Genomic DNA, 23,538 nt, shown 5'->3' on the forward strand with positions numbered 1-23,538 from the left:
ACTTTAAGGTTGGGGCCTGACCTGCATTTAAAGGTTCTTTATTAATCAAATCTAACCTATTTATTGCCAGCAAGAAAACTCATGCTTTTCATCTGTGTTTGCAAAAAGGCGTCAAGTGCAAGGCTTGCGATGTCTGAAAAGCAGGAGTCCCGAATGCTTCGGGATGACTGTTTTGAAGACAAGCATTGAGTTTACCCCGACCCTTCGGGGCAGCAATTGTCGTTTTCTTGCAAACACTATTAATTAATTAATTATGTACAGGATACTTTTATATACATCAGTTTTGTTGTTCATGCTTCATTTTCGGGTTGTGGGGCAGCAACCTGATGAGCACTATCTTGAGGTAGTGGATCTGGAAGGAGAATGGAAACTGATGATTGGGGATGATAAAACCTGGGCTGCTCCGGGGTTTAATGACAGTCGCTGGGAACGGGTAGAAGTGCCCGCTACATGGGAAAGCCAGGGATTTTATGGCTATGATGGATTTGCCTGGTACCGTAAACAGTTTAGGATTGGTTCCTCATTTCGTGATGCCTCGCTGATGTTGTTTCTCGGCTATGTAGACGATGTGGATGCCGCCTATTTAAATGGCGTGGAGATTGGTCATAAAGGGTCTTTTCCCCCAAACTACTGGACCGCCTACAATTCAGAAAGACGATATAAAATTCCTAATGAATATCTGAATTTTGGAGGCGTTAACACCCTTGCTGTTCGCATTTATGATGCCCAATTGGATGGTGGAATAATTGGCGGAGAAATTGGAGTTTATCAGCGCAATCGTGATTTACCTTTTGATATTGATCTCGATGGCTACTGGAAGTTTGCAAAAGGTGATGACATGGACCGTAAGAATCCGGGATATAACGATTCTGACTGGGATGAGATTTCTGTACCAGGCATCTGGGAAGATCAAGTGGCCGGAAATTACGACGGATTTGGCTGGTATCGAAAGCAGTTTAATGTGCCTGCGTCCATGGCGGGGAAACGTTATGTGCTGATGATGGGGAAAATAGATGATGTGGATGAGGTGTATATCAATGGCAAAATGGTTGGAAAAACCGGAGAAATTCATGACAATCCGTTTCGGATTCGTTTCAATGGAGAGTACGCTCAACAGCGGTATTATTATTTGGAAGAGAGTGACCTGATTCCCGGAGCTGTTAATACTATTTCAGTAAGAGTATATGACGGTGGAGGTGAAGGAGGAATTTACGAAGGCCCGGTAGGTCTGGTAGAACTAAGACGATTTGTTACTTACTGGCGAAAACATTAATGATGCTTGATTAAATGTCTGAAAAACGACATGACTTAAAGAGGCTGTCTTAAAAGTATAATACTCCAAAAGGCGTGTTATGTTGATCGTAGTCGAAACATCTGTTTATTAAAGGAAAAGAATCTTCGACAAGCTCAGAATGACATCAAAATTGGACTTTTGAGACAGCCTCTTTTTGTTTGACCTGGCCACAAATAACCGGATTACTTGCACTCACCATGTTGTGTTTCTTGTTCTCGTATCTTTCTTTTATGCGAAGGGAAATCAGATCGAGGGGGTAAGGTTTTTTGAATAAGAATCCTACAGATTGCGTTTAATAGAACGCAGATGACGCAGATAAAATCCGCTTTAATCCTTCAAATCTGCGTCTTCCGCGTTCTATTTTTAAGATTCATTTATTGTCCAAATTCAACCCTGATTGAAGCACTAATATTTCGCCCCTGGTTGTAATATCCAAGGCCCTTGAGTGTTGACAAGTGATCAAAATATTGTTTGTTAAAGAGGTTGTTAACACCAAAAGTCATCTCTACCGGGAGGTTTCCAACTTCAAAGCCTCCGTTTAAGGTGGCATTCACCAGGGTATAGCCCTTTGTGGCGCTCTCATCCGGGGAAGGATGGTCCTGATCAAGAGCGGTAAGAGCCCACAGTTTGACAGAAGGATTTAAAATACCCCATAATTTCTTTCTGCCAGCCCTTATCTCGTAGCGGAATTTTCCTGCCGGAATAAAAGGCAGGTAATCATCATTCTCTTGTTTCCCGGTTACAGTCGACCAGGTTCCTTTCAGGTGTAACCAGGGAATAGATTTGGGATGGACATGAACGCCTGCTTCTCCTCCATAGAGGCGGGCATTGGTCTGCCTGAATTGAAAAACGGGTGTGCCATCGGCGGCAACTTCGGATGTGGGTGAGAGAAATATGTAATCACCAATGTGGTTGTAGAAAACAGCTCCGTCAAGCGACATAAATTCGCCATGATAGTGTACACTCAAATCGGTCTCCAGAGCTTTTTGCGGATCCAGATCGGGATTGCCCTCTTCATACCTGCTGCCATGCATTCCGTGAGAGGTAAGTTCCGAAATATTGGGAGCCCTGAATGCTCTGGCCACATTGGCTCTCAGAATCCATTTGTGGTGTATGGTGTAGGTAGCCCCTGCCGAGCCGCTAAAGCTTGAGAAATCTTTTGATACGGGAGCATGAAAATCATCTGATCCCTCAATACCCAGAGGATCTGTATCCGTGCTCAGGAAATCGTAACGTACACCTCCCTGAAGTTTCAATCCTTCAACAGGGGCATATTGTGCCAGCATCAGAATGCCAAGGTTGTTTACATCGGCGTTCGGTAAAAATTGGGAATCCCGGTTGTTAAGATTCCGGTTGGTTTGGCTCATCCCCTGAAGGCCTATCGTATAATCGGTTTTATCGGTATGTGCGAAATGAACCTTCGACTCATAAGTAAAGGTATTAAGGCGCATCTCCACAAAAGGATTGATGCCGGTGGTTTTCAACTTACGGAGAGCACTTTGCCAGGCTATGTTATTTTCCCATTTTATATTCCCCAGGAAAAGGGTGTTACGGGAGTTAAGCAGATGATGCTCCAAATCCTGATACCAAACCTTATTTTTGCGGCCTGGCTCAGAAACCAATGCAAGGGCAGGAGGTACCGACATGCCCAAATCCTGGTTAAAATAATCATAGAACAGTCTGAAAGTACCTGCTTTTCCCGTATAACCGCCATTGGTACTCAATGACCATTCATTGAACCGGGTGTTAGGTACAAAATCACCACCTCCTTGTTGGTAATCTTCGTGTGATTTGTGTCTGGCACTGATGCCGCCAAAAAGATGGTCGGAACTTGCCTTAAAACCCGCACTGGTATTAATTCCATTGGTATTAGAGTGTACCTGACTCTCCGCAAAACCGCTTATGCTTCCCGTGGCAGCCGGTCTCTCTTTGGTGAAGTTGATAACGCCACCAATAGCATCAGATCCATATAAGAGGGAAGCGGGGCCTTTGATAACTTCTACCTTATCAACAGCATTGGCGTCAACTCCTAATGGGTGATTTTCACCGTATTGGTAATTCTCTAAGCGAACGCCGTTGTTGAGCACCAAAATGTCATTCATCGATAACCCCCGGATGACAGGTTTGGCAACTCCCTGACCTTTGGCAATCATATCCACGCCCGGAATGGTTGTCAGGGTTTCCATCAGATTAGGTGATCCGGATTTTCGTATTTCTCTGCTGTTGAGCACTTCAATCTTTACTGCATTATCATGTTGAGAAGAAATTCCAATTCCCGTAACTACTACTTCCTGCGAATGTATAACCGCAGGGGTCAGAGAAATATCCATGTTTACCGGGGATTGGTCATCTATTGTTATGATCTTCATCTCGGTATTGTATCCCAAATATGAAAATTGAATTTTGGTTTTTCCCGAAGGCAGGTTTTGTATTTGGTAAAAGCCTTCTTCATTACTTGCTGTTCCTTTATTTTGCTCAGGTAAAAATACGGCTGCTCCCGGAAGAGGCTCGCCCTGGTTGTTGGTGACGGTTCCGGAAATTTTATTTTGAGCAGGAATATAGATATATAGCGATCCTAAAAGGATGAGAAATAATATACGTTTCATTAAATATTGGTTCTATTGAATGACTGATAGGGTGTGACCATAAAAAATGAGAGTTATGATCACACCTCGATTCGAAAGTAACTGGTATTAAAGATCCACACTGAGTTGATGTTCCACATGATTTCAATGATATTATCTCACAGAGGCACTAAGGGCGCGGAAATGAAAATAGTTTTATCATTTATTGGCGTCCACGTGTCTTTGAGCGATTCATTAATTTCTTGTGAACCTGCAAAAACAGTTGATGTAATGAGTAAGATGATATGTTACAGTACCGCAGGGGGAGGCCTGCAAATAAGGTCGCTTCTATGAAATCCAGGGACAAAATTTTCCCTGTAGAAAGATGGTATTTCGGCAAAAGTCGTTTTCCGGTATTGTAACTCCGGTGTGGGGGAGGAGGTGAAAACGGAAAGACTCAGAGCGCAAAATGAACAATGCTCGTGCTGATCGTGAAAATGGTTCTCGGTTTTGGCGTCGCAGTGAAAATCATCTTCGTGGTGATGGTGCGCACGTTTGATAATCCCGGGCAGGAAAAAGGCCCCGAGAATCAGCAGTGCTATTATTTTTCTTTTGATATTCACCATGTGTCCGATCAGTTTTTCACCGCGACTTCAAAGGTAATTGAATTGTCCTTTTATTGATTGGTTAAAAAGAAGAACGTGCTTTTAACACTGTTTTACCGTTGAATGTTGATTCTAACTTAGAATATCCCGTTTTGTTTACTTCCTGACCGGGATTTTTGATTTATTAACCATTTTCAAAAGCAAGGGCTCCCGATGGTTTCAATAAGATTTGGAGAGTTGCTGCAGGGTGCAGCACTTCTTCAAACTTTAAAAATTTATATTGGGATGGTAAACTTAAAAACAGAACCTTCTCCAGGGGTTGACTCTACCGTTAAATCACCCTTCATGGCTTTGGCTATTCGCTTCGAGATGGCCAGCCCCACTCCAATTCCTCCGTATTTGCGTGTTTGAGAATCGTCTCCCTGTCTGAAAAATTCGAAAATAATAGCCAGCGTTTTCTCGTCTATTCCAATGCCGGTGTCTTTAACATAAAACGACACGGTGTTGGGTGATTTACGGTAACATCCCAGTTCGATAAAACCTTCGTGGGTGAATTTAACCGCATTTTTCATCAGGTTCATTATTACCTGGAAAGTCTTGCTTTTATCCAGAACAATATTTTCTCCTTCAAGCCCGGGATCGAAATAGCATTGCATTTCAATATTGTCTTTACCGGCTTTGTAAATGATCTCGGATAAATGTCCGCAAAACTGGCTGAAGAGTTCCTTTAAATTGAAACTTTCGGGCCTGATGCTCACTTTTCCGTTTTCTGCCAGAGCCAGTTCCAGAATATCATCCATAATGGTCAGCAGATTGTGTCCGTTTTCATAAATGATGGATGAGTATTCCAATGTTTCCGGATCTTCCGACGTGTTTTGGATGATGTCGCTGAAACCCAGGATAGAATTAAGAGGGGTTCTTATTTCATGGCTGATGGTGGCCAGAAAAGCCGATTTCAGACGATTGCTCTCTTCGGCTTTTTCCTTTGTGATTAATAGCTCTTCAGCTGCCAATTTTTGTTCCGTGCGATCTGTTACCATGCCAATTACGAGCTCCTGGTTACTTTTAGAATTGCGTAAAACACTGACCTTCAATTCAGAGCATATGATTTTTCCCGATTTATGGATGTATCTTTTCTCCATTTTGTAGCTGTCGCGTTTTCCTGCTTTTATTTGGGCAAAGAAATCTTTGTCTTTTTGCAGGTCATCCGGATGAGAAAATTCTCCAAAATGCATCTTCATAAATTCTTCCCGCGTATATCCTAAAATGTTACAAAGCCGATCGTTGACCACAACCGGGTGTCCTTCAAAGTCAACAAGGGCAATGCCTACAGGTGCTCTTTCAAAAAGATTTCTGAAGTTGGCCTCGCTCTTCTTTAGTTGTTCTTCAAATTCAACCTGGGCATGAATATCGTCCATCAGCACCAAAAGGGATGACTTTCCTTCGTATTCTATCACCCTTACTTTTACATTCATCCAAATGTATTGACCGGTTTTCTTTTGGGCTTTTATACGATAGCTATCCGGAGGATTTCCACCATTGAATCGTTGGTGGTAATACTTGTTTATTAACGCTTCTTCTTCAGGATGAAGGAAGTTTTTAAAGTCTTTTCCAATCAGCTCCTCATTGCTATAGCCCGATTTTTCGCTTAAGGCATTATTGGCAAATCTGATGATTCCATCCTGGATGATCAATACAGATGTCTGGAGGTTGTCCATCAGAGTTTTGTAGCGAGTCTCGCTATTGTGGAGCTTATATCGGGCCTTTATTTTATCTGTTACATCTGCGATGGTTGAAAAAACCTGATAGGGCTTTTCTTCATTGTTTCTGAATAGCGGAACAGAATCAACTGAGATCCACTTGTAGTTTTCCAGATATGGATGGATAAAACCCATTGTAAACCCTTTCACGGGCTTGCCGGTGCGAAAAGCAATATAGGCGGGATTGTCTTTATGTGAGAGGGGGACGCCTTTTTCGTTAATCGCATGCCACTTAGGAGATAGAAGGTCTCTGCCCTTGATTCTTTCGAGAGGGATACCAAGAATTTTTTCTGCTGATTTATTGGCCGTAATTATTTCACCGTTGATGTTTTGAAATACCACACCTACAGGAAGATGCTTGAACATCTTACTATAATCCACTTCCTCGTTTACCGCTGTCTCCATGTTCAAAAAGAAAATTAATCGACTTCAAGAAACAAAATTTAAACAGTTTCTAATATCGCAGATAATGATGTCCTACGGAAAAAACTGTTTCTGGTTTCGTAATTTTTAGAATGCAGCGGCTGTAGTTTAGTTTTGCGATGATATTAACAATTAGGTTCTTTCTCTAAATTACGTACCTTGTGAATGACACAAATAGGGATAATCCATCAAGTCCCCCATTCGGAGACTTTGGAAAATTGCTATTTTAAACTACAGCCATTGTCTTAAATCTCATATCTATCCCGAAGCATCGGGACTAACGATCTATTGAAAGAGATAGCAGTTTCTTAAAAATTAGATACTTTTGCATAGGAGTTATTTAAAGAACCGAAGAACTTTTTTCGATGAAGCAATCTTTTTTCAGGCAGTTATATCCTCAGAATTTTATCATTGCCCATCCGTTGAAAGGGGTATTGATCCTTTTCCTGTTCAGTTTTCTCTTTACGGTTCTTTATCATCCGCTGGATACCCACGAAGGCTATTCGCTGAGCTTTGAAATTACCATGCTTTTTTATGCTCTGGGAATTGCTGTTTCCGCTTTGGGAGGTATTTATTTACTGAGGCTGGTTCCTTTTTTTAATGTGAATAAGCCCTGGACATTTGGGCGGGAGTTGCTCGCCATTTTCGTATTGGTTTTTCTGATGGGAACCGTGGTTTTTCTTCTTGCCTTTTTTATTGAAGAACCTGCAATTACTACCCGATGGAACCTGGAAACCTTTTTGGATTCCTTCCTGCGCACCTCATTTATTGCCCTGATTCCTTTTCTTTATTTTACATCCATTAATTTGAAGGTGTTTTTCGACAGGGCAAATATCAATCAGGAAAGTCAGGAAGAAAGGGATTCTGCCCAAAGAAGAAAAATTGACATATCTTCAAAGCTGAAAAGGGAATCGCTGGAGTTTTATGAAGATGAATTGCAATTTGCCATGTCTGATGGCAACTATGTGGTTTTTTACTTGTTTCGGGATGGAAAACTCAGGAAAGTACCCATCCGTAATTCCATATCTAATATTGAAAAGCAACTTTCCGAATACCCAATGCTATTGAGATGTCACCGGGCATATATTGTAAATGTGGAGCAGGTGACCAAAAGAAAAGGAAATAGTCTGGGGTACAGACTTACTATGTCTCATGCTTCCGAAGAAATTCCGGTTTCGAGATCCAGAATATACGAGTTTGATAAGCTTTTTAAAGACTGACGTTTAATATACATTCTAACAGGCTGAATACCTGATTTGATATAGCCAGAGAATAATTAGGCTTAAGTTTATTTTTGCGTGCTTTTGGGATCGAACCTTACCAATGGAAGATCAGGCGCGGCAGATTCTTTCTGGGAAAGCGGCAGAGCCGAAGCCGATCCGCCGTTTTACCTCTGGTGGCGGATCGGAATCCGCCAGACCTAATTCGGTACTACCTTTTCAGGAGGACCAATGATGCCCTTTTTTCTTTAATATGGTGACTTTGTCCATGCAAGGCCTTACACTATTTAATCTCTAAGGGCAAAAACGCATTTTTAAACTACAGCCAATAATTATTCTTCTGCCTTTCCAAACTATGCCTGTTGTTATTTACATCTCATCACAACTTCTTGTTATTCGTCACAGATAGATCAGACTTCTTATCAGCCTGTCACAAAACCTATCAGAGTATCCCATTTATTTGGGGTTTGAAACACCCTTTTGTCACTTTGTAATATCAAAACCGGCGAGGCTATTACCTCTGAGAATTATTTGAGGTTGGTTTTCCGGTTTTTAAAACAGAGTAATTAACAAAAAAAAGGGAGTCATGATGAGGATTTTTAAACATTTCAGCTTTAACCTGTTTTTGGTTTTTCTTTTTGTCAACATTGCCAGTGGTCAGTCAAAAGGAAACATTACAGGAACAGTAACCGGTCAAAAGGGGCAGCCGGTGGAATTTGCAACTGTCGCTTTTTTGGCCTTACCTGATTCTAATTTGGTATCCGGAACTATTACGGGAGAGACAGGTCACTTTGCACTGGCTGTTTCAAATGTATCAGCAGGACTGATTCAGGTCAGCTGTGTCGGTTTTACTTCAGCTTTGCGGCAAGTTTCGCTGGAAGACGAAGAAATTGTGGATATTACGCTTCACCCGCGTTCTTATGCTTTGAATGAAGTTAAAGCAGTGAGAGAACGTATTAAGGCTAAGAGTAAAGATGGGGCAACCACCTACTTTGTCAACAGCAATATGAAGAAAGCTTCTGCCTCCGGTATTGATATTGTAAAGTTTGTGCCGGGTATCCAGGTGGATATGATGCAGAATGTGATGGTGGAAGGAAGTGAAAATGTTATTATTATGGTAGATGGTATTGAGCGGTCGCCCGATTTTTTGGGGCAACTCGATTCTGAGTTGATTGATAAGATTGAAATCGATCATCAACCCGGGGCTCAATACCGATCTAATATTACTGCTGTGGTAAATGTGCTTACCAAACGGAAAAATTCTAAGGGAATCAGCGGTCATATATTAGGTGAAATTCCTCTGAGTTCAGGGGAGATTTACTCTTTCCCTTCAGCCGGCATTTTATACAGCACAGAGAAAGTGAATGTTTTTGGTTCTTACAGAGGTGAGTTTAGCTATTTTGATATAGAAGCAAAGAATACCAAAAGGGTTTTTGGAGAGCCAGAGATGGTGTTGGACAGCCATGGAGCTCTGCATCAGGAAAACTGGTCGCATAAAGTAATGGGCGGATTAGATTGGTTCCCCGATTCAGCCAATCAGGTGAATGTTTATGCTTTTGTCAATCCTTACTCAAACGAGCAGGATGGCCAGGTGACAGCCATCCTGCAATCAGATAATAATACCGGTTTTGAAAATGTCTTTGCAAAGGATGATCTGGATGAAAATCTGGCTTTTGGCGGTTCTGTCTTTTACAAGCATTTATTTGACAGCCATAATCGGGCATTGGTCGTGGAAGCCAATTATTACCAGTATGATGGAAGTAGGGGAACACAATACAGCAGTAATTATGAGGTTTTATCCGGTTATTCTGATCCTTTTGAAAAAGCTTTTGTGGGAAGACTGAATTATCATTCCGATCTTGGTTCAAGATGGGGCTTGGCGGCAGGTCTTGAGAATCGTTACAGGCAGCTTGGAGAGTCCGGTTCTTCTACGTCAGATTATCAGGAGAATATTCTTTCCCTGTTTTCGACCTTTTCTTTTAATGCTGATCGCTTTAATGGTCAGGCAGGTTTCAGGACAGAATATTCAAATGCCGAAGCTCCACAGGAGGAGGTTGATGATCAAGTGTCTTTATTCCCGTTTGTGTCACTTTCATTTAAGCCGGCCGACAAGCATCAGGTTAAACTGAGTTACCGGCGATCTGTCCGCCGTCCTCATATTTTTCAGTTGAATCCGGCTTTGCTGCAAACAGATGTTTTTACCCAACAGCAGGGAAACCCTTCTCTTGAGCCCGGTTTTAATCAGGAACTGGCGTTGGAGTATTCTTTACTGGCAGGGAATCAGTTCTTCTCTGTCGGGCCGTTTTATTCCAAAAGTACCGATGTTGTCGCCAATCTGACCACTATGCCTAATCCTGGTGAGTTCTTTGTGAAACCTTATAACCTGGGAGATATTACAAGGTTAGGTGTTCGGTTTAAAGCAGCTTTGACACCTTTCAAGCGGTTGTCGTTCAATCCATATTTCAGGGCTTTTCATCTGGAAACCCATCCGGGACAATTGGCAAAATCTCATCAAATCACCTCTGAGGAAAAGTGGGCAGCCGAATGGGGCTTTGGTTTGTCGCTGCGGATGATGAATGGGTTTTCTTTTTCTGCCTCAGGTATGCAACGTGCCGATGTACATCATATTCAGTCATCATCTTTCGAGGATTTTCTTTATTTCGTTTCTCTTGAGAAATCGTTTTTCGAGAATCTATCTGTGGGCGTAACCAGTGCCGTACCTTTTGCTGAGGAGGTGACTTACCAGGGGCATTCTCTTAAAGGAGATGGTTTTATTGAAAACTCAACGGATAATATCCTGACATCCAAATTTCCTCTCTGGTTTAAAATCAAGTATTCTTTTTCATCAGGACTGAAAAAGGAGCGGATTCAAAATTCGGATGAGTTTGAGAATAAACGGGTGAGAAAGGGGTTTTGATGGCCCGGGCCAATTCGCTAAATAGGGTCTGTTGAAAAAGTCTTTTAAACAACTTCTTGTGTCTTTCCCGGGGATATTTTACCCGTCCCGGAAGAATTTGAGGCGTCCCGGGAGTTTTTAAGGTGCCCCGGGCATTTTCTGGCTGTCCCGGGGCTTTTTGAGCTGCCCCGGGAGGTTTTGAGCCGCCCCGGGACAGTTTTTCGCCTTTCCGGGGAAGTTTGGGCCGCCCCGGGACAGTTTTTCACGCTCCCGGGTATTTTCTCATCATCCCGGGCGTTTTCTCATCATCCCGGGCGTTTTCTCCTTTACCGGGAAAGAATCCGCCAAACCTTAGATTGAAACGTATACTCATAAAAAAGCCGCTTCTCATGTTCTTTCGAAATTGAGGAGCGGCTTTGCATTACTTCCTTTTGCAAGTATTGGTGTCCGGTTGAATTCTGTTTTTTAATGGCCAATTGTTTGAATATTATGGTGCTTGAAATGTGTGATTAAAGTTTGGGCTGTCCTATCGCATTAAGAAAATCTCGTTAAGAAAATCTGGGTGTATTCCGTTTAAAAATCCGAACTGTTTGAGCGTAGCGAGTTTTCGGATTTTAGGAATATACCCTGATTTTTTCCCGATTATAGTTTTGTAAGCTTTTGCCCAAAATGGCAAAAGCAACAAAAACTTATTTCGGGATTCTTTAAGCGACGGCATTTTTTGTTTACTTTTTTTTGCTGTAGAAAAAAAGTAAAAGCCAGCGCGGCTTGAGCGCAATAGAAAAATCTATTGATTTGCCGGACAATAGATTTTGCAATTAGTTAATCCAACATATTACCAAGCTTAATTCCGAAATAGAAAGTCCGTGGACTGGTGGGCCCGTAAACATAAGCAGGATCTCTGTTGATACCTGAATCAAAATCATCCTGGTAAGAATTGAAGATGTTTTTCATACCAGCGTAAAGTTGCAATTTGGCGCCATTGATTTTTATATTGTAGCGAATCTTTGCGCCCAGTTCATAGAAAGGATCGGATTCTCGCAGCACGCTTTCGTTGTAAGGAACGAGCATGGATCCTGTGTAGTTTCCGGTAGAAGAGATGCAGAGATTTTCAACCGGGTCCCAATCAAGGGCAAAATATCCATAATTTTCGGGTGTACGGAAGAATTTTGTTTCATTAAGTTCGTGTACTTCTTCGTACTCGCTTGTTTGGATGGTGAATCCACCTTTCAGATTAACTTTTGAACTTGGAACAAAGTTAGCCTCAATATTTACACCTTGTACGGTGGCCCCTTTTTCGGCGTTTACTCTGGTGTAAACAACCGTGCCGTCTGCATTGGGTTCTCCAAATTCATTGGCGAAGGCATTGTCGAGCTGTGTATAAAATCCTTCTGCCAGAAGGTTTAAGAATGATGTACCCAGTTGCTTATTGAAGTCTAACGAGAACATATAACTGTGACTGGTTTCCTGTTCAAGGGCATCAGCGTTTTCATGTATCACTTTCTTGGCCCCTGAGGTTTCAATGTGCAGGTCTTCATCGAAAATCTGCGGAGCTCTGTAGCCTTGCGAATAGCTGGCCCTGGCCTGGAGTGAACTCAGAATATCATACTTTAATGTCACACGCGGACTTAATACATCACCTGAGGTTGAGCTTCCATTGGATTCATCCTCGATGGTATAGTGGTCGAACCGGGCACCAACCGATACGTTTAATTTACTGAGGTCAAACTCGTATTGCATAAATGAGCCAAAGGTGTTGGAGGCCTGGTCGGCAACAATGCGGTTATCCACATAGGTGCCTTCTTCATTGATGTAGCCGAGTTTTTTATCGGTCAGCCAGGCGCCGTTGTCTTCTATACCCAGCAAAAGATTGGTCTCTCCCAAAACGGCGTTGTACTGGGCACCGGCAGTATATGAAAAGTCTTTGGTGTTGCCATAATCTGAAAGCGACTGGTTGGCTCCGTAATAGGAATCTCTGTCAACATTTTGTCCGGATACATAAACCGAAAGCTTGTCTGCTTCGCGGAAAAACCTGTCGTAGCTAACCGCACCGGTGGTGATGTTGTGTTCAACGGCCTCTGATATATCCGCCATATGATGCGGCATGTCAAATTTGTTACCGCCCCGACGACTTTCTTTGATGTTGAAAAAGTCGGCAGTGATTTTATCCCGGGTGTCAAATCGGTGGTATATGCGTCCTCCAATTGTAGTATTATTTAACTCCATCAATTCCGAAAATGAATCGTCATTGGCATCAAATGGCTCTTTGTTCCGGTAGAACCCATATACGGCCATCCCTGTTTTGTTATCCTGGGAAACCACAGATGTATTAAAGTTTACAGTGTGATCCTGCGCTGTACCGCCTGACTCATCCATGCCTAAGCCAATTAATCCGCTGCCGGCCCCAAATTCATACGAGTTATTGATGGGATCTTTGAGGATGAGATTGATAGTGCCGGCGATGGCGTTACTGCCATAAAGGGCAGAGCCTCCACCACGGATTACTTCGATGCGCTCAATCATGTTGGAGGGAATCAGCTCGAGTCCGTAAACCCCTGCCAATCCACTGAAAATGGGACGGCTGTTGATCAGAATCTGAGAATAAGGGCCTTCCATGCCATTCATACGAACCTGCGAGAAGCCACAATTTTGACAATTGCTTTCCATTCGAACCCCCGGACAATAGTTAAGACCGTCACTCAACGTCACAGCCTGTACCGTATTAAATAGTTTTGAAGTGAGAGTGTTGACTATGGTTGAGGATTCTTTCCGGTTTTTTTCGTTACGATCTGCGGTTACCACAATTTCTTCAATCCCAAGTACGTCCTCTTCAAGCTCAAACTTAACCTCTTTGGTTTCCCCTTCAGTGATTTGTATTTCAATAACCTTGGGCTTGTATCCCAGATACTGGGCTTTTATCCTGAGACTGCCGGTTGGAAGGTTGGCCAGACTGTATTTCCCTGTTTCATCAGTTGCTGTTCCAATGGTTGTATTAACAATATTGATCGTTGCAAAGGGAATGCTCTCTCCGTCCTGACTCAGCACCTGGCCGGTTAGATTGGCATTGGTGCGTTTTTCTTCTCCTTCGGCAAAAATAGGTGCGATGGTAAAAAAGACGAATAGGAGAGATAGAGATATAAGGATTCTTGAAGTTTTCATTTTCGGAGGTTTGATTTTAGACAAAAGGAATAAAACATTAGTGTTCTGACATGAGCAATGTGCCTGCCATTTGAAGCATCTGAATGGGATATACAAATGTCAATAAAACAGTGGCGTATTGGCCAAAATATCAGTTATGTTGTTTTGAAATTGATTTCCGGTGAAAAATCAGAGATATAACCGGAAAAGTGAGGGGGATAAAGATATTAAAGAACGGGTGGGGCTCTCCCATACCTACTCGCAATATCAGATTCTGAGAAATGAGCTTTTAGTGAGGTAGTATACTTTTTCTTGTTTCTGAAAAGTGCCAGCGAAATAAAAAGGAACAGGATGGGGAAGAACAATTGCAAATTATCCAGAAGGTGAAATTGAACTGCCGTGTGTTGGTGGGCAGCAGGAGAGTTATTGCCTGTTTCTGGTTTAAAAGGGTGGGAGTGAGAAATGATTTGGCCACCTTTTGTAATATGGGTATGAGTAAACAAGGCCTTGTTAAGAATCAACAAACTCATGGCAGCGATCATAAGTAGTGCTGTCATTCGAATGATGGTATTATGTTGACCTTGTTTCATGCCAGCAAAAGTATAGCATTTATTTCTTTCCGGAAATTTTTCGGTAATAAAACGGGGGCTTACAAAGCAAAATACCAATATGTTGGGAGACCCTGTTATATGGGAGTTGTAGGTCCTGATTGTCGGGTTTAGCAGGTTCTTTAGGGCTTTCCTGTAATATCTGGGCTAATGTTCATTTTTCTGAGTTTTCATGATTGCCCCCTGTTTTGGTTATTTTATGGGTGTAATGATTATGTTACTCGCCGTGGATGATTAGAAATGATATTATGTGGTAAATTCCGATAATCAGATTCTGGTAATGATTTTAATGTGGCTGCTATATATTAAAATCACGAATGATGGGGATTGTGAGAATTCTTAAAAGCCCCCAAATTTGTATGAAAATAAAGCCGATATGGAAATTCTAAACCGCACCACGAACGGGACAGTCTTTAAATGTGATAGTTGCTCAAAGATTCACATTGAGTATAATAACCTGAATTTTAATTTTTCGCCTCAGGAGTATTCAAATTTCATTGATTTTTTCAAGAATTTGAATGAGGATTACTGGGAGAGTGCCAATGCTTTATCGCCATATAAAAGGAAAATAGTGGTTCCTGTTGGGCCGAGGAACCTGACAGCGGTATTCAACTCCAGAGAGGTAAAAGAGATTAGAGTTTTGCTGGGTATTGAGAAGAAACGACCCGAAAGATGTGCGTCATATCTGGTGTCTGAAATTGGGGTGAATTAGAATCTTAATATCCGATAACCGGAGTTAATTTTTACAGATATCCCAAAATGTTGGGATTTTGAAAATATGATTGATGATTAGTTGAAAAAGCAGAAAGGAGATCAGTATGCCGGTCTCCTTTCTTTTTTTATAACTGTCCAAACTATCTTCTGCTCATACTCTTCTTAAAGTGATACTGGTTCTCCGGCTTTTTTTGCGGCCTTCTCAGGAGCTGATTCTGTAAGGTCGGAAATACTTCTTATGGTTTCGCCTACAATTATCAGCAATGGTGTCTCAATGGCTCCTTTTTCCTTGCAAAGTTTGTCAAGCTGAGTGATGACAGCTTTTGAGCTGGTATTTGAAATGTTACTTAACAATGCTACCGGAGTTGATTTATCCCAGCCTTCTTCAATCAGGGCCTGGGATAGTTCACACTGATGTTTGGCACCCATATAAAATACCAGGGTATCGGCTTTGGGAAAAGGGCGTGTGGATAAATTGTGTCCCACCAGGAATGCGAGCGACGACGAAACCTCTCGTTGAGTTAATGGAATGCCGAACTGGGCTGCAGCTGCAAATGCGCTGGTAATTCCGGGTATTACTTCCACATCAACCTGGTGTTGGTTGAGAAACGCAACTTCTTCGCCGCCCCGGCCAAATACAAAGGGATCGCCTCCTTTCAACCGCACCACATTCTTGCCGGTAAATGCTGCCTCCAAAAGCATCTCGTTGATTTCTTCCTGTTTTTTGTAATGTTGGCCGCACCTTTTACCAACTGGAATTTTTTGGGCCTTAAACCGATCCAGGTATGAGACATCCAGCAAAGCATCATGAAAAATGAAGTCGGCTTCCTCAAGGTATTGGTTGGATTTTAAAGTCAGTAATCCCGGGTCACCCGGGCCAAAACCTGCCAAAATCACTTTTCCTTTTTTATTGGCAATTTCCTGATGCAGAGGAGGGGAGTCCTTATTCCTGTTGTAGGTGGTTGCAGCATCTTTTTTGATCCTGATTTGATCCGATTCAATATTAAGATGATCTCTGATCAGATTTCGGATTTTAACCGATTTAGATGGGTTCTTTCCATTGGATCCAACGGCTACGGTTACATTCTCATTTTTGTAAATGGCAGGAGAAACAAAATCACCTGTTTGCGGGGCGTCTGCAATGCTGACCAGTATGTTTCGTTGATAGCTGTCTTCTTTTATTTTCTGGTTGATCCCGGGATTGTTGGTACAGGCATAAATTAAATAATGCCCTCCTAAATCTTCGGGCTCATACTCTTTTTTGATGATCTGAATATTATCTGATTGGTTAAAATCCGGATGGATTTCAGTCCCCAAAACACTGATTGAAACCTCGAAGCGGGAAAGGCTTCTGGCTTTTTGGAGGGCCACCTTTCCGGCCCCTATGATTAATATTTTCTTTCCTGTAATGTTCAATGATACAGGAAGGAATTCGGTTTTATGGATACTCATAATTATAGTTTTTAAAAAGAAAGGGACTCTCGTTTATTGAGAGCCCCTGTCAAAATGTTTAGGTAAGCAGGTAGTTATGACTATACTCTCATTGTTGTTTCTGCTTTACAGAACATCATGTTGCACATACAATTCAGGTGCAATGCAGAAATACGATTCATCTTGGCATTAATTCTAATTGGTTTCATAATCCGGTTATTTATGATTTTGCTTTTTAGTGTTTGAAATCTCTACCCTGAGTTATCTCCTGCACATAATTTTGGCGAATAACAAAGTCACCAAAAGGTTCGTTACTCTTTTTATTGGAGGCATAGTCTGCTATGATGGGCTTCAATTCAGCCAAAATTTGTTCCTCATTGAGTGTTTCTTTATATAAGGCGTTTAGGCGGGTTCCATTATTACTGCCACCCAAATAAAGATTGTAGTTGCCTGGTGATTTTCCTATCAAACCTATCTCTGCCAGGTACGGACGGCCACAGCCATTGGGACAACCTGTCATCCGGATGACTATCTCGTTTTTCAAAAGATCATGTTTCTCCAGAATCTTTTCAATTTTGGATATAAGATCAGGTAAGTACCGTTCGGCTTCTGCGAAAGCAAGACCACAGGTGTTGAGCGCGACACAGGCAATACTGTTTTGGCGCAAGCCTGAGAGGGGCGCAGGCCAAACGCCGTGTTCTTTCAATATCTCAGCCACCTTTTGCTTTTTCTCAGTGTTGGCAATTACCAGATTTTGGTTTCCGGTTAGAATAAATTGCGCATCTTTCACTTTTTTAGCTACTTCGCGTAAAGCGGTTTTTAATGGATAGCCAGGCAAATCTTTTACCCGCCCACCTTCTACAAACAAGTTAAGGCTCCATTTGCCGTCAGTGCCTTGTTTCCATCCATAGCGGTCGCCGTTTCGTGTAAATTTAAAGGGCCTGGGGGCTTGCAATTCATATCCCAGAGCACTGAATAATTCTTTTTTGAACCAGTCAAGCCCGTTTCTATCTATGGTGTATTTCAGCCGCGCTTGCTTTCGGTTTTGCCGGTCCCCATTATTTTTTTGGATGAGAACAATTTTTTCAGCCACGTCTATGGCCTGATCCGGCTTACAAAAACCAATTACATCACCCAGCCTGGGGTAGGTTTCCGGGATTCCAAAGGTCGATCCCATTCCACCTCCTGCTGCAATGTTATAGCCTGCGAGCTTTCCGTTTTCTTCAATGGCAATAAAGCCCAGATCCTGGGAGAAGACATCCACATCGTTGTAAGGTGGAATGGCTACACCTATTTTAAACTTCCGTGGCAGATATTGTCTCCCGTAAAGTGGTTCGGTTTCTTCTTTACTCGAAGAAACCAGTTTTTTATCAAGCCAAATTTCGTGGTAGGCCGAAGTTTGAGGTATCAGGTGACGGGATATATCCCCGGCCAATTGGTAGACCTGGGCATGAAGGTCTGATTCTGCAGGATTGGCATGCGACATAACATTCCGGTTCACATCACCACAGGCTGCGATGGTGTCAAGCAAAGCGTCATTGATGCCTTTAATGGTTGTTTTTAAGTCTTTCTTGATGACGCCATGTAGCTGAAATGCCTGCCTGGTGGTGAGCTTTAAAGTTTTGTTGGCATGCGTTTCCGATAATTGATCCATTTGCAGCCATTGATCGGCTGTTGCGATACCCCCCGGAAGCCTTACTCTGATCAGAAAGGAAAAAGCAGGTTCCAGTTTTTGGTGCTTACGTTCGTGGGCAATGTCACGGTCGTGTTGCTGATAGATGCCGTGAAACTTGGAAATCTGGGTGTCGCTGGCAGCGATGGATCCGGTGACCGGATCTTTTAAACTCTCCTCCAGAGTGCCTCTCAGATAGTTGCTATCGTATTTTATTTTCTCCACTTCTGAAAGGGTACTCCAATCTATTTGGTTGCTCATAGTTCCTGGTTTTAAGTTGATAGGTTACTTAGAAACTGTTTAACTTTTGGGATGTTTTCTGGTCTTGAGCTCTTATACTTCGTCAAAATTTCCTTAAATAGAGTCTGTCCATAAAGTACCACTTGCTGCGTTACGCTTGCCTCCAAAATACTCATTTACCCAAGTAAACTCCGTTTTTGGCGGCTTCGCTCCCGAAGAATCGGGATGCAACGGGCCCTTTCTGACCAGACAAATAACTTTTTACAAACATTCCCGACTTTATAGACGGGCACTAAATAGCGTTGCTATTCGTGTCAATTTTGACTTGTCTGGGAACTCAATCCTTCAAAAACATCTTCTAAAAACATAATTCAAACAGTTTCTTGTTGTCTTTATTTATTTTTTTCGGGGGGAAATAGCGGAATTGCTTCGGCTCTGCCGCTTTCTCAAGAAAGATTCGCCATACCTAAAAATGGGGTTGCTGTAGGCAATTCTTAAATCTTTTGTCTATTGATCTAAAAATCTAATATCTCAATACACATCTGCCTGGAAGCGTTTCTCTTTTTTAAGCTTTTTGATGTAGTCTCTGGCTTTGTCTGTCGTCATACCGCCTTGTTTCTCAATTATTTTGTGAAGAGTCGTTTCTACATCTCTGGCCATGTGTTTCATGTCTCCGCACAAGTAAAAGACAGCGCCGTCTTCCAGCCACTTGTAAAGCTTCTTTTGTTGCTTTTTCAGTTTGTGCTGCACGTAAACTTTCTCTTTTTGATCGCGGGAGAATGCCAGGTCAATTTTTTGCAGATATCCCTTCTTAAGATATTGTTGCCATTCAGTTTGGTAAAGAAAGTCGGATGAGAAATGGCGTTCCCCAAAAAATAACCAGGTCTTGCCTTTTTGTTTGGCCGATTCTCTTTGTTGCAGAAATGCCCGGTAAGGGGCGATGCCAGTTCCTGCTCCTACCATGATGATTGGGGTACCGTTTTCGGGCAATCTGAAGTTTGGGTTCTTTTCAATGTAGACCAATATGGTATCATCAACCTTTAAGTTTTCAGCCAGATGAAAGCCTGAGCAGGCGCCAAGGCGTTGACGCCCCTTGTTCTCATACTGGACTTTTGAGACAGTTATGTGAACCTCTTCGCCCACTGCATCCTGACTTGAGGAGATACTGTATAAACGGGGTGGGAGAGGTCTCAATATTTTGAGTAAATCTACAGGTGTGATACTTGTCGGGAATTCATGTAGCAAGTCCAGAACATCATGTCCGTAAAGGTATTCGTCCAGTTTCTTTTCGTCTTTTAAAAGAGCTTCTACTTGTTTGTTCTTTGTTTGTTGGGCATATTTTGAGATAATATCCCGCGTTAAAATCGTTATTTCGTAATGATGTTGCAATGCATTTTTCAGGGTAAGCCTCCCTGCATGTGTGTCAATTGTTTCAAGGCCTTCATCATTTAAGGCCTCCAGAATCCCAATCACCAGGTTTTCCGGATTTTGAGCAATAACTCCCAGAGCATCGCCCGGCTCATACGTTAAGCCGGAGTCTTCAAGTGAAATCTCTAAATGGTAAATTTCTTTGTCCGATTCGCGGCCGGTAATTCTTACTTTCTCGAGGATGGTTGCTTCAAACGGATATTTTCGGGAATAAGAACCGCTTTCATGTGTTTCGGATGCAGTTGGCTTTACTTCTGAAACCTGTGAAGATGGTTTCAGCTTCTCCAGCTCAGCGAAGGCATCTTTTTTCCATTGGTTGGCATCATCCTCATAATCCACATCGCACTTCACTATAGGGGTGAACCGGGTCGCTCCTGCACGGCGCAGGGACTGATATATTTCGATGCCGGTTTTGCAAAAATGTTTGTAAGATTTGTCACCGAGGGCCAGAACGGAGAAGTTGAGTTCCGGTAATTTGGGTGCTCTTTTCCCGGTGATAAACTTGTGGAAATTCTCAGCCATTTCAGGTGGATCTCCTTCTCCATGTGTGCTGACCACAACCAGCAGATTCTTTTCTTTTTTCAGGTCCCTGGGATTGTAATCATCCATTCCAACTACTTTGCTGTCGAAGTTTTTGGACAGAGCCTTTTCCTGAATGCTCTCAGCAATCTTTTTACTACGATTAGTGTGTGTTCCGAATAAAATGGTAAGAGGGACTTTTTCACCTGAGGCCTGACCGGCAGACGATTTAGTGTTTGATCCTGCTTCTGATAGTCCTTTTGAAAGGCCCTGGAAATATCCATTGAGCCAAATGACCTGCTCGGCTGTGACCTGATTGGTTAAATCTCCAAGCGCCTTGATTTGGAATTCGGACAGTGGGGAATGATTAATACTCATTGGTTGATTAATTTGTAAGTGGTTAGTTAACAATACTCCGTTAAACTTTTGTAAAGGGCTATAAATCAACTTTTTGGAATCATGTGCATGATTGCTTTAAGGCCCTGGTTATTAGCACTATATGATTCATCTTAAATCTAATATCTAAAAATCTAACGATCTATTGTAGTTAATAGATTTCTCGAAAAAGGCTTTTATGGTATTTCTGGTTTCAATTGAAGCATAAACATCTTTTGCGTTCGAGCTCACGGCAATCCTGATGTTGTCTTTCTGATAAATGGCGGGGGATACAAACTGACACAAATTAGGCTGGTCATGAATATTTACAAGAACTCCCAATTCATAACCATCTTTGGCTATTTGCATGTCCAGGTCACGATTATTGGTGCAGGAATAAAACATCAGATAACCTATAAGGTCAGATTTTTCATAGGGTTTGATTCGGTACGGAATACCACTTTCCGCAATTTCTTTGCATACCTGAAGTGCCACAACCTCAATATCGGCATCGAAGCGTTTCAGTATCTGAATCTTTTTCCAGGCTGATTGGCCGCCGCCGATGATCAGGATTTTTTCCCCTTCAATGTTCAAGGCTATGGGTAAGTAGTTTTTTTCTCTCATGGCTTTTTAATGTCAATTCTATTTGTATTGCGTTTATCCGGTTCATTTTGAGTTGTTAAACCCTTACGCGTTGAGAAGAGCAAAAAAAAGCCCTTCCGCAATTATGCAGAAGGGCCTACCTTATTCGTTATTAAATCGAAAATCAGCTTTCTTTCCCTTTCTGCATAAATTGATTGCAACACATACACATCAATGTACATGTCATAGCCATCATCATATTTGCAGAAAGATTGTGAACCATTTCTTGTTTTTGTTTCGATTGATGAAGCAAAGTAAATGACTTTTTTGAAAATAAAAAAGAAAAACGGATGTTTTTGTCTTGAAAGTGGTGGTTTTTGTATGAGGAATTAATTTGTGGATCGGTTAAAGTGTAGAGAAACTTGTGTTTAGAGGATATTCCCTGGCAGGGGTTTAATGGCAATAAATAATCACTCCATAATTTTTATTAATATTGTGTTTCACTTGAAAAACACAATTGTATGAGTCGACTTCCTATTATTCAAAAGGCCTCGGGCGAAGAGCAACCCTTTGATCCGGGAAAATTAAAGTATTCGCTTCAAAGATCAGGTGCCGACAGCCATATTATTGAGGAGGTTGCAAACGACATCATCCATTGGATTCAGCCGGGGACTTCGACCAGGCAAATTTATACTCGTGCATTCCGACTGCTCAGAAAGAAAAGACGGAGCATGGCTGCCCGTTATAGTCTCAAAAAGGCCATTATGGAGTTAGGGCCTTCCGGCTATCCTTTTGAACAGTTTGTAGGCCATCTTTTTAAATGTAAGGGATTTGACGTGCAGGTTGGACAGGTTGTCAATGGAAAATGTGTGACCCACGAAGTGGATGTAATTGCCTCCAATCACAAAAACCAACACTTGGTAGAATGTAAATATCACAATAGCCAGGGGAAATTTTCAAGCGTTCAGGTTCCTCTTTATATTCGATCCAGAGTAAACGACATTATTGAGACCCGGAAGGCTTTGCCTGAATATAAAGATTTTACTTTCCATGGCTGGGTGGTAACCAATACCCGATTTACGACTGATGCCATGGCATTTGGGAAGTGTAGCGGATTGAATTTAATGAGCTGGGATTTTCCTGATAACGACAGTCTGAAGGTATTGACAGAAAAACACAGAGCTTTTCCTGTTACGGCTTTAACGCAATTAACAAAAGCCCAAAAGCAGTTTTTACTTAAAAAAGGGGTTGTTCTTTGTGAAGAACTAAAAGAAAATAAAGAATTACTGCATACATTACAGATATCAGAAAGAAAAATAACCGGAATCATTGATGAAGCCAAGGACCTTTGTGATGATCATTAATTTTTCCGGCAACTAAACCAGTAAAGACCAATCAATTAATTTTTAACCTATAAAAAACATCAATTTTTTTAGACATCTTTGTTGGATAATTGAGGTGAAGCACCTATTTTTGCAGGGCAATTGACAAAAGGAATGCCTTTTGATCATGCACAAAAATTCCTCAGTAGCTCAGTTGGTTAGAGCGGCGGACTGTTAATCCGTAGGTCGTAGGTTCAAGTCCTACCTGGGGAGCAAAATTAACAGCTATCTCTTTTCGAGGTGGCTTTTTTTATTACCCAAACTTATGGAGTTCTTCGTGTATATCCTTTATTCGCCAAAGGCTGATAAATATTACGTGGGACAAACTTCTGATGTCACACGGCGTTTGAAAGAACACAATAATCCTGAAGTTTTCTCCAAATTCTCAGCCAAAGGTATTCCTTGGACCTTAAAAGCTTTTTTCAAGATCTCTGATTCCAGAAGTGAAGCAAATAGAGTGGAGAGATTCATAAAAAAGCAAAAGTCCAGAATATTCATTGAAAAACTTATTTCACATAGGGACGATGCTGAGTTCATCCAACAAATTATTAGAAAAGCAATCACTGTCATCCGAAAGTCTTAATTTTTAAAAGCCCGAAGAATCCAATATTTTTGTTTTCACCACAAAAACAATTTATATATGGGACTCTTCAGGCGAAACAAAAATACCAACAAACCAGTAATTCG

At 41.8% G+C, this 23,538-nt stretch carries 15 protein-coding genes and 1 tRNA gene; 7 read left to right on the plus strand and 9 right to left on the minus strand.

What is annotated here, in order from left to right; genetic code table 11:
* Positions 1-253: 253 nt before the first annotated feature.
* On the plus strand, positions 254-1,273 hold the full coding sequence (locus DDZ16_RS17750; protein WP_232526807.1) for a sugar-binding domain-containing protein: 1,020 nt from the start codon (positions 254-256) through the stop codon (positions 1,271-1,273).
* Between the two features lie 395 nt (positions 1,274-1,668).
* Here the strand turns inward: DDZ16_RS17750 and DDZ16_RS17755 are convergent, their stop codons facing one another.
* From DDZ16_RS17755 to DDZ16_RS17765, 3 genes are all read right to left on the minus strand, one after another.
* Entirely contained in the window at positions 1,669-3,900 is a 2,232-nt protein-coding gene (locus DDZ16_RS17755; protein WP_109265827.1) for a TonB-dependent receptor, read from the minus strand.
* Between the two features lie 266 nt (positions 3,901-4,166).
* Positions 4,167-4,484: a hypothetical protein gene (locus tag DDZ16_RS20650; protein WP_146192256.1), complete on the minus strand. Its 318-nt coding sequence runs from the start codon at positions 4,482-4,484 to the stop codon at positions 4,167-4,169.
* A 254-nt stretch (positions 4,485-4,738) separates the two neighbouring features.
* Positions 4,739-6,628, minus strand: a complete 1,890-nt coding sequence (locus DDZ16_RS17765) for a PAS domain-containing protein (RefSeq protein ID WP_109265829.1) — start codon at positions 6,626-6,628, stop codon at positions 4,739-4,741.
* Positions 6,629-7,011: 383 nt separating this feature from the next.
* On the opposite strand from DDZ16_RS17765, the gene DDZ16_RS17770 reads away from it, so the two are divergent.
* Together DDZ16_RS17770 and DDZ16_RS17775 are read left to right on the plus strand one after the other, a co-directional pair.
* Positions 7,012-7,866, plus strand: coding sequence for a LytR/AlgR family response regulator transcription factor (locus DDZ16_RS17770; RefSeq protein WP_109265830.1), 855 nt, complete (start codon positions 7,012-7,014; stop codon positions 7,864-7,866).
* Between the two features lie 586 nt (positions 7,867-8,452).
* Positions 8,453-10,783, plus strand: coding sequence for a TonB-dependent receptor domain-containing protein (locus DDZ16_RS17775; protein ID WP_109265831.1), 2,331 nt, complete (start codon positions 8,453-8,455; stop codon positions 10,781-10,783).
* A gap of 801 nt (positions 10,784-11,584) precedes the next feature.
* Here DDZ16_RS17775 and DDZ16_RS17790 read toward each other — a convergent pair.
* Together DDZ16_RS17790 and DDZ16_RS17795 are read right to left on the minus strand one after the other, a co-directional pair.
* Positions 11,585-13,921 (minus strand): TonB-dependent receptor, encoded by a 2,337-nt coding sequence (locus DDZ16_RS17790; RefSeq protein ID WP_109265834.1) that lies wholly within the window; start codon positions 13,919-13,921, stop codon positions 11,585-11,587.
* A 206-nt stretch (positions 13,922-14,127) separates the two neighbouring features.
* A complete protein-coding gene (locus DDZ16_RS17795; RefSeq protein WP_158275703.1) occupies positions 14,128-14,490 on the minus strand; it encodes a hypothetical protein in 363 nt (120 codons plus the stop codon).
* Positions 14,491-14,884: 394 nt separating this feature from the next.
* On the opposite strand from DDZ16_RS17795, the gene DDZ16_RS17800 reads away from it, so the two are divergent.
* On the plus strand, positions 14,885-15,220 hold the full coding sequence (locus DDZ16_RS17800; RefSeq protein ID WP_146192258.1) for a DUF6686 family protein: 336 nt from the start codon (positions 14,885-14,887) through the stop codon (positions 15,218-15,220).
* A 164-nt stretch (positions 15,221-15,384) separates the two neighbouring features.
* On the opposite strand, the gene cobA is transcribed toward DDZ16_RS17800, so the two are convergent.
* From cobA to DDZ16_RS17820, 4 genes are all read right to left on the minus strand, one after another.
* Positions 15,385-16,674 carry a uroporphyrinogen-III C-methyltransferase gene (cobA, locus tag DDZ16_RS17805; protein WP_109265837.1) on the minus strand — a complete coding sequence of 430 codons (1,290 nt, stop codon included), beginning with the start codon at positions 16,672-16,674 and terminating at the stop codon, positions 15,385-15,387.
* 214 nt (positions 16,675-16,888) lie between these two features.
* The gene (locus DDZ16_RS17810; protein WP_109265838.1) at positions 16,889-18,586 is read right to left on the minus strand and encodes an NADPH-dependent assimilatory sulfite reductase hemoprotein subunit; all 1,698 of its coding nucleotides are present in this window, start codon (positions 18,584-18,586) and stop codon (positions 16,889-16,891) included.
* 510 nt (positions 18,587-19,096) lie between these two features.
* Positions 19,097-20,890, minus strand: coding sequence for an assimilatory sulfite reductase (NADPH) flavoprotein subunit (locus DDZ16_RS17815; RefSeq protein ID WP_109265839.1), 1,794 nt, complete (start codon positions 20,888-20,890; stop codon positions 19,097-19,099).
* Between the two features lie 144 nt (positions 20,891-21,034).
* A complete protein-coding gene (locus DDZ16_RS17820; RefSeq protein ID WP_109265840.1) occupies positions 21,035-21,511 on the minus strand; it encodes a precorrin-2 dehydrogenase/sirohydrochlorin ferrochelatase family protein in 477 nt (158 codons plus the stop codon).
* A gap of 479 nt (positions 21,512-21,990) precedes the next feature.
* Between DDZ16_RS17820 and DDZ16_RS17825 the strand changes: the two genes are divergently transcribed.
* The 3 genes from DDZ16_RS17825 (at position 21,991) to DDZ16_RS17835 (ending at position 23,434) form a co-directional block, all read left to right on the plus strand.
* Positions 21,991-22,833: a restriction endonuclease gene (locus tag DDZ16_RS17825; RefSeq protein WP_109265841.1), complete on the plus strand. Its 843-nt coding sequence runs from the start codon at positions 21,991-21,993 to the stop codon at positions 22,831-22,833.
* Positions 22,834-22,990: 157 nt separating this feature from the next.
* Positions 22,991-23,064 (plus strand) — tRNA-Asn (locus tag DDZ16_RS17830).
* Positions 23,065-23,116: 52 nt separating this feature from the next.
* Complete coding sequence (locus DDZ16_RS17835) at positions 23,117-23,434, plus strand: GIY-YIG nuclease family protein (protein WP_109265842.1); 318 nt, start codon at positions 23,117-23,119, stop codon at positions 23,432-23,434.
* Positions 23,435-23,538 lie beyond the last annotated feature (104 nt).

The organism is Marinilabilia rubra, from assembly GCF_003121985.1.
In the GTDB taxonomy this organism is placed as follows: domain Bacteria; phylum Bacteroidota; class Bacteroidia; order Bacteroidales; family Marinilabiliaceae; genus Marinilabilia; species Marinilabilia rubra.

What these genes read in the sequence shown, in the direction of transcription:
- cobA (WP_109265837.1), bottom strand. Translation starts at nt 16,674, where the DNA reads ATGAGTATCCATAAAACCGAATTCCTTCCTGTATCATTGAACATTACA.
- DDZ16_RS17765 (WP_109265829.1), bottom strand. Translation starts at nt 6,628, where the DNA reads ATGGAGACAGCGGTAAACGAGGAAGTGGATTATAGTAAGATGTTCAAG.
- DDZ16_RS17800 (WP_146192258.1), top strand. Translation starts at nt 14,885, where the DNA reads ATGGAAATTCTAAACCGCACCACGAACGGGACAGTCTTTAAATGTGAT.
- DDZ16_RS17755 (WP_109265827.1), bottom strand. Translation starts at nt 3,900, where the DNA reads ATGAAACGTATATTATTTCTCATCCTTTTAGGATCGCTATATATCTAT.
- DDZ16_RS17825 (WP_109265841.1), top strand. Translation starts at nt 21,991, where the DNA reads ATGAGTCGACTTCCTATTATTCAAAAGGCCTCGGGCGAAGAGCAACCC.
- DDZ16_RS17775 (WP_109265831.1), top strand. Translation starts at nt 8,453, where the DNA reads ATGATGAGGATTTTTAAACATTTCAGCTTTAACCTGTTTTTGGTTTTT.
- DDZ16_RS17750 (WP_232526807.1), top strand. Translation starts at nt 254, where the DNA reads ATGTACAGGATACTTTTATATACATCAGTTTTGTTGTTCATGCTTCAT.
- DDZ16_RS17820 (WP_109265840.1), bottom strand. Translation starts at nt 21,511, where the DNA reads ATGAGAGAAAAAAACTACTTACCCATAGCCTTGAACATTGAAGGGGAA.
- DDZ16_RS17790 (WP_109265834.1), bottom strand. Translation starts at nt 13,921, where the DNA reads ATGAAAACTTCAAGAATCCTTATATCTCTATCTCTCCTATTCGTCTTT.
- DDZ16_RS20650 (WP_146192256.1), bottom strand. Translation starts at nt 4,484, where the DNA reads ATGGTGAATATCAAAAGAAAAATAATAGCACTGCTGATTCTCGGGGCC.
- DDZ16_RS17815 (WP_109265839.1), bottom strand. Translation starts at nt 20,890, where the DNA reads ATGAGTATTAATCATTCCCCACTGTCCGAATTCCAAATCAAGGCGCTT.
- DDZ16_RS17810 (WP_109265838.1), bottom strand. Translation starts at nt 18,586, where the DNA reads ATGAGCAACCAAATAGATTGGAGTACCCTTTCAGAAGTGGAGAAAATA.
- DDZ16_RS17770 (WP_109265830.1), top strand. Translation starts at nt 7,012, where the DNA reads ATGAAGCAATCTTTTTTCAGGCAGTTATATCCTCAGAATTTTATCATT.
- DDZ16_RS17835 (WP_109265842.1), top strand. Translation starts at nt 23,117, where the DNA reads ATGGAGTTCTTCGTGTATATCCTTTATTCGCCAAAGGCTGATAAATAT.
- DDZ16_RS17795 (WP_158275703.1), bottom strand. Translation starts at nt 14,490, where the DNA reads ATGAAACAAGGTCAACATAATACCATCATTCGAATGACAGCACTACTT.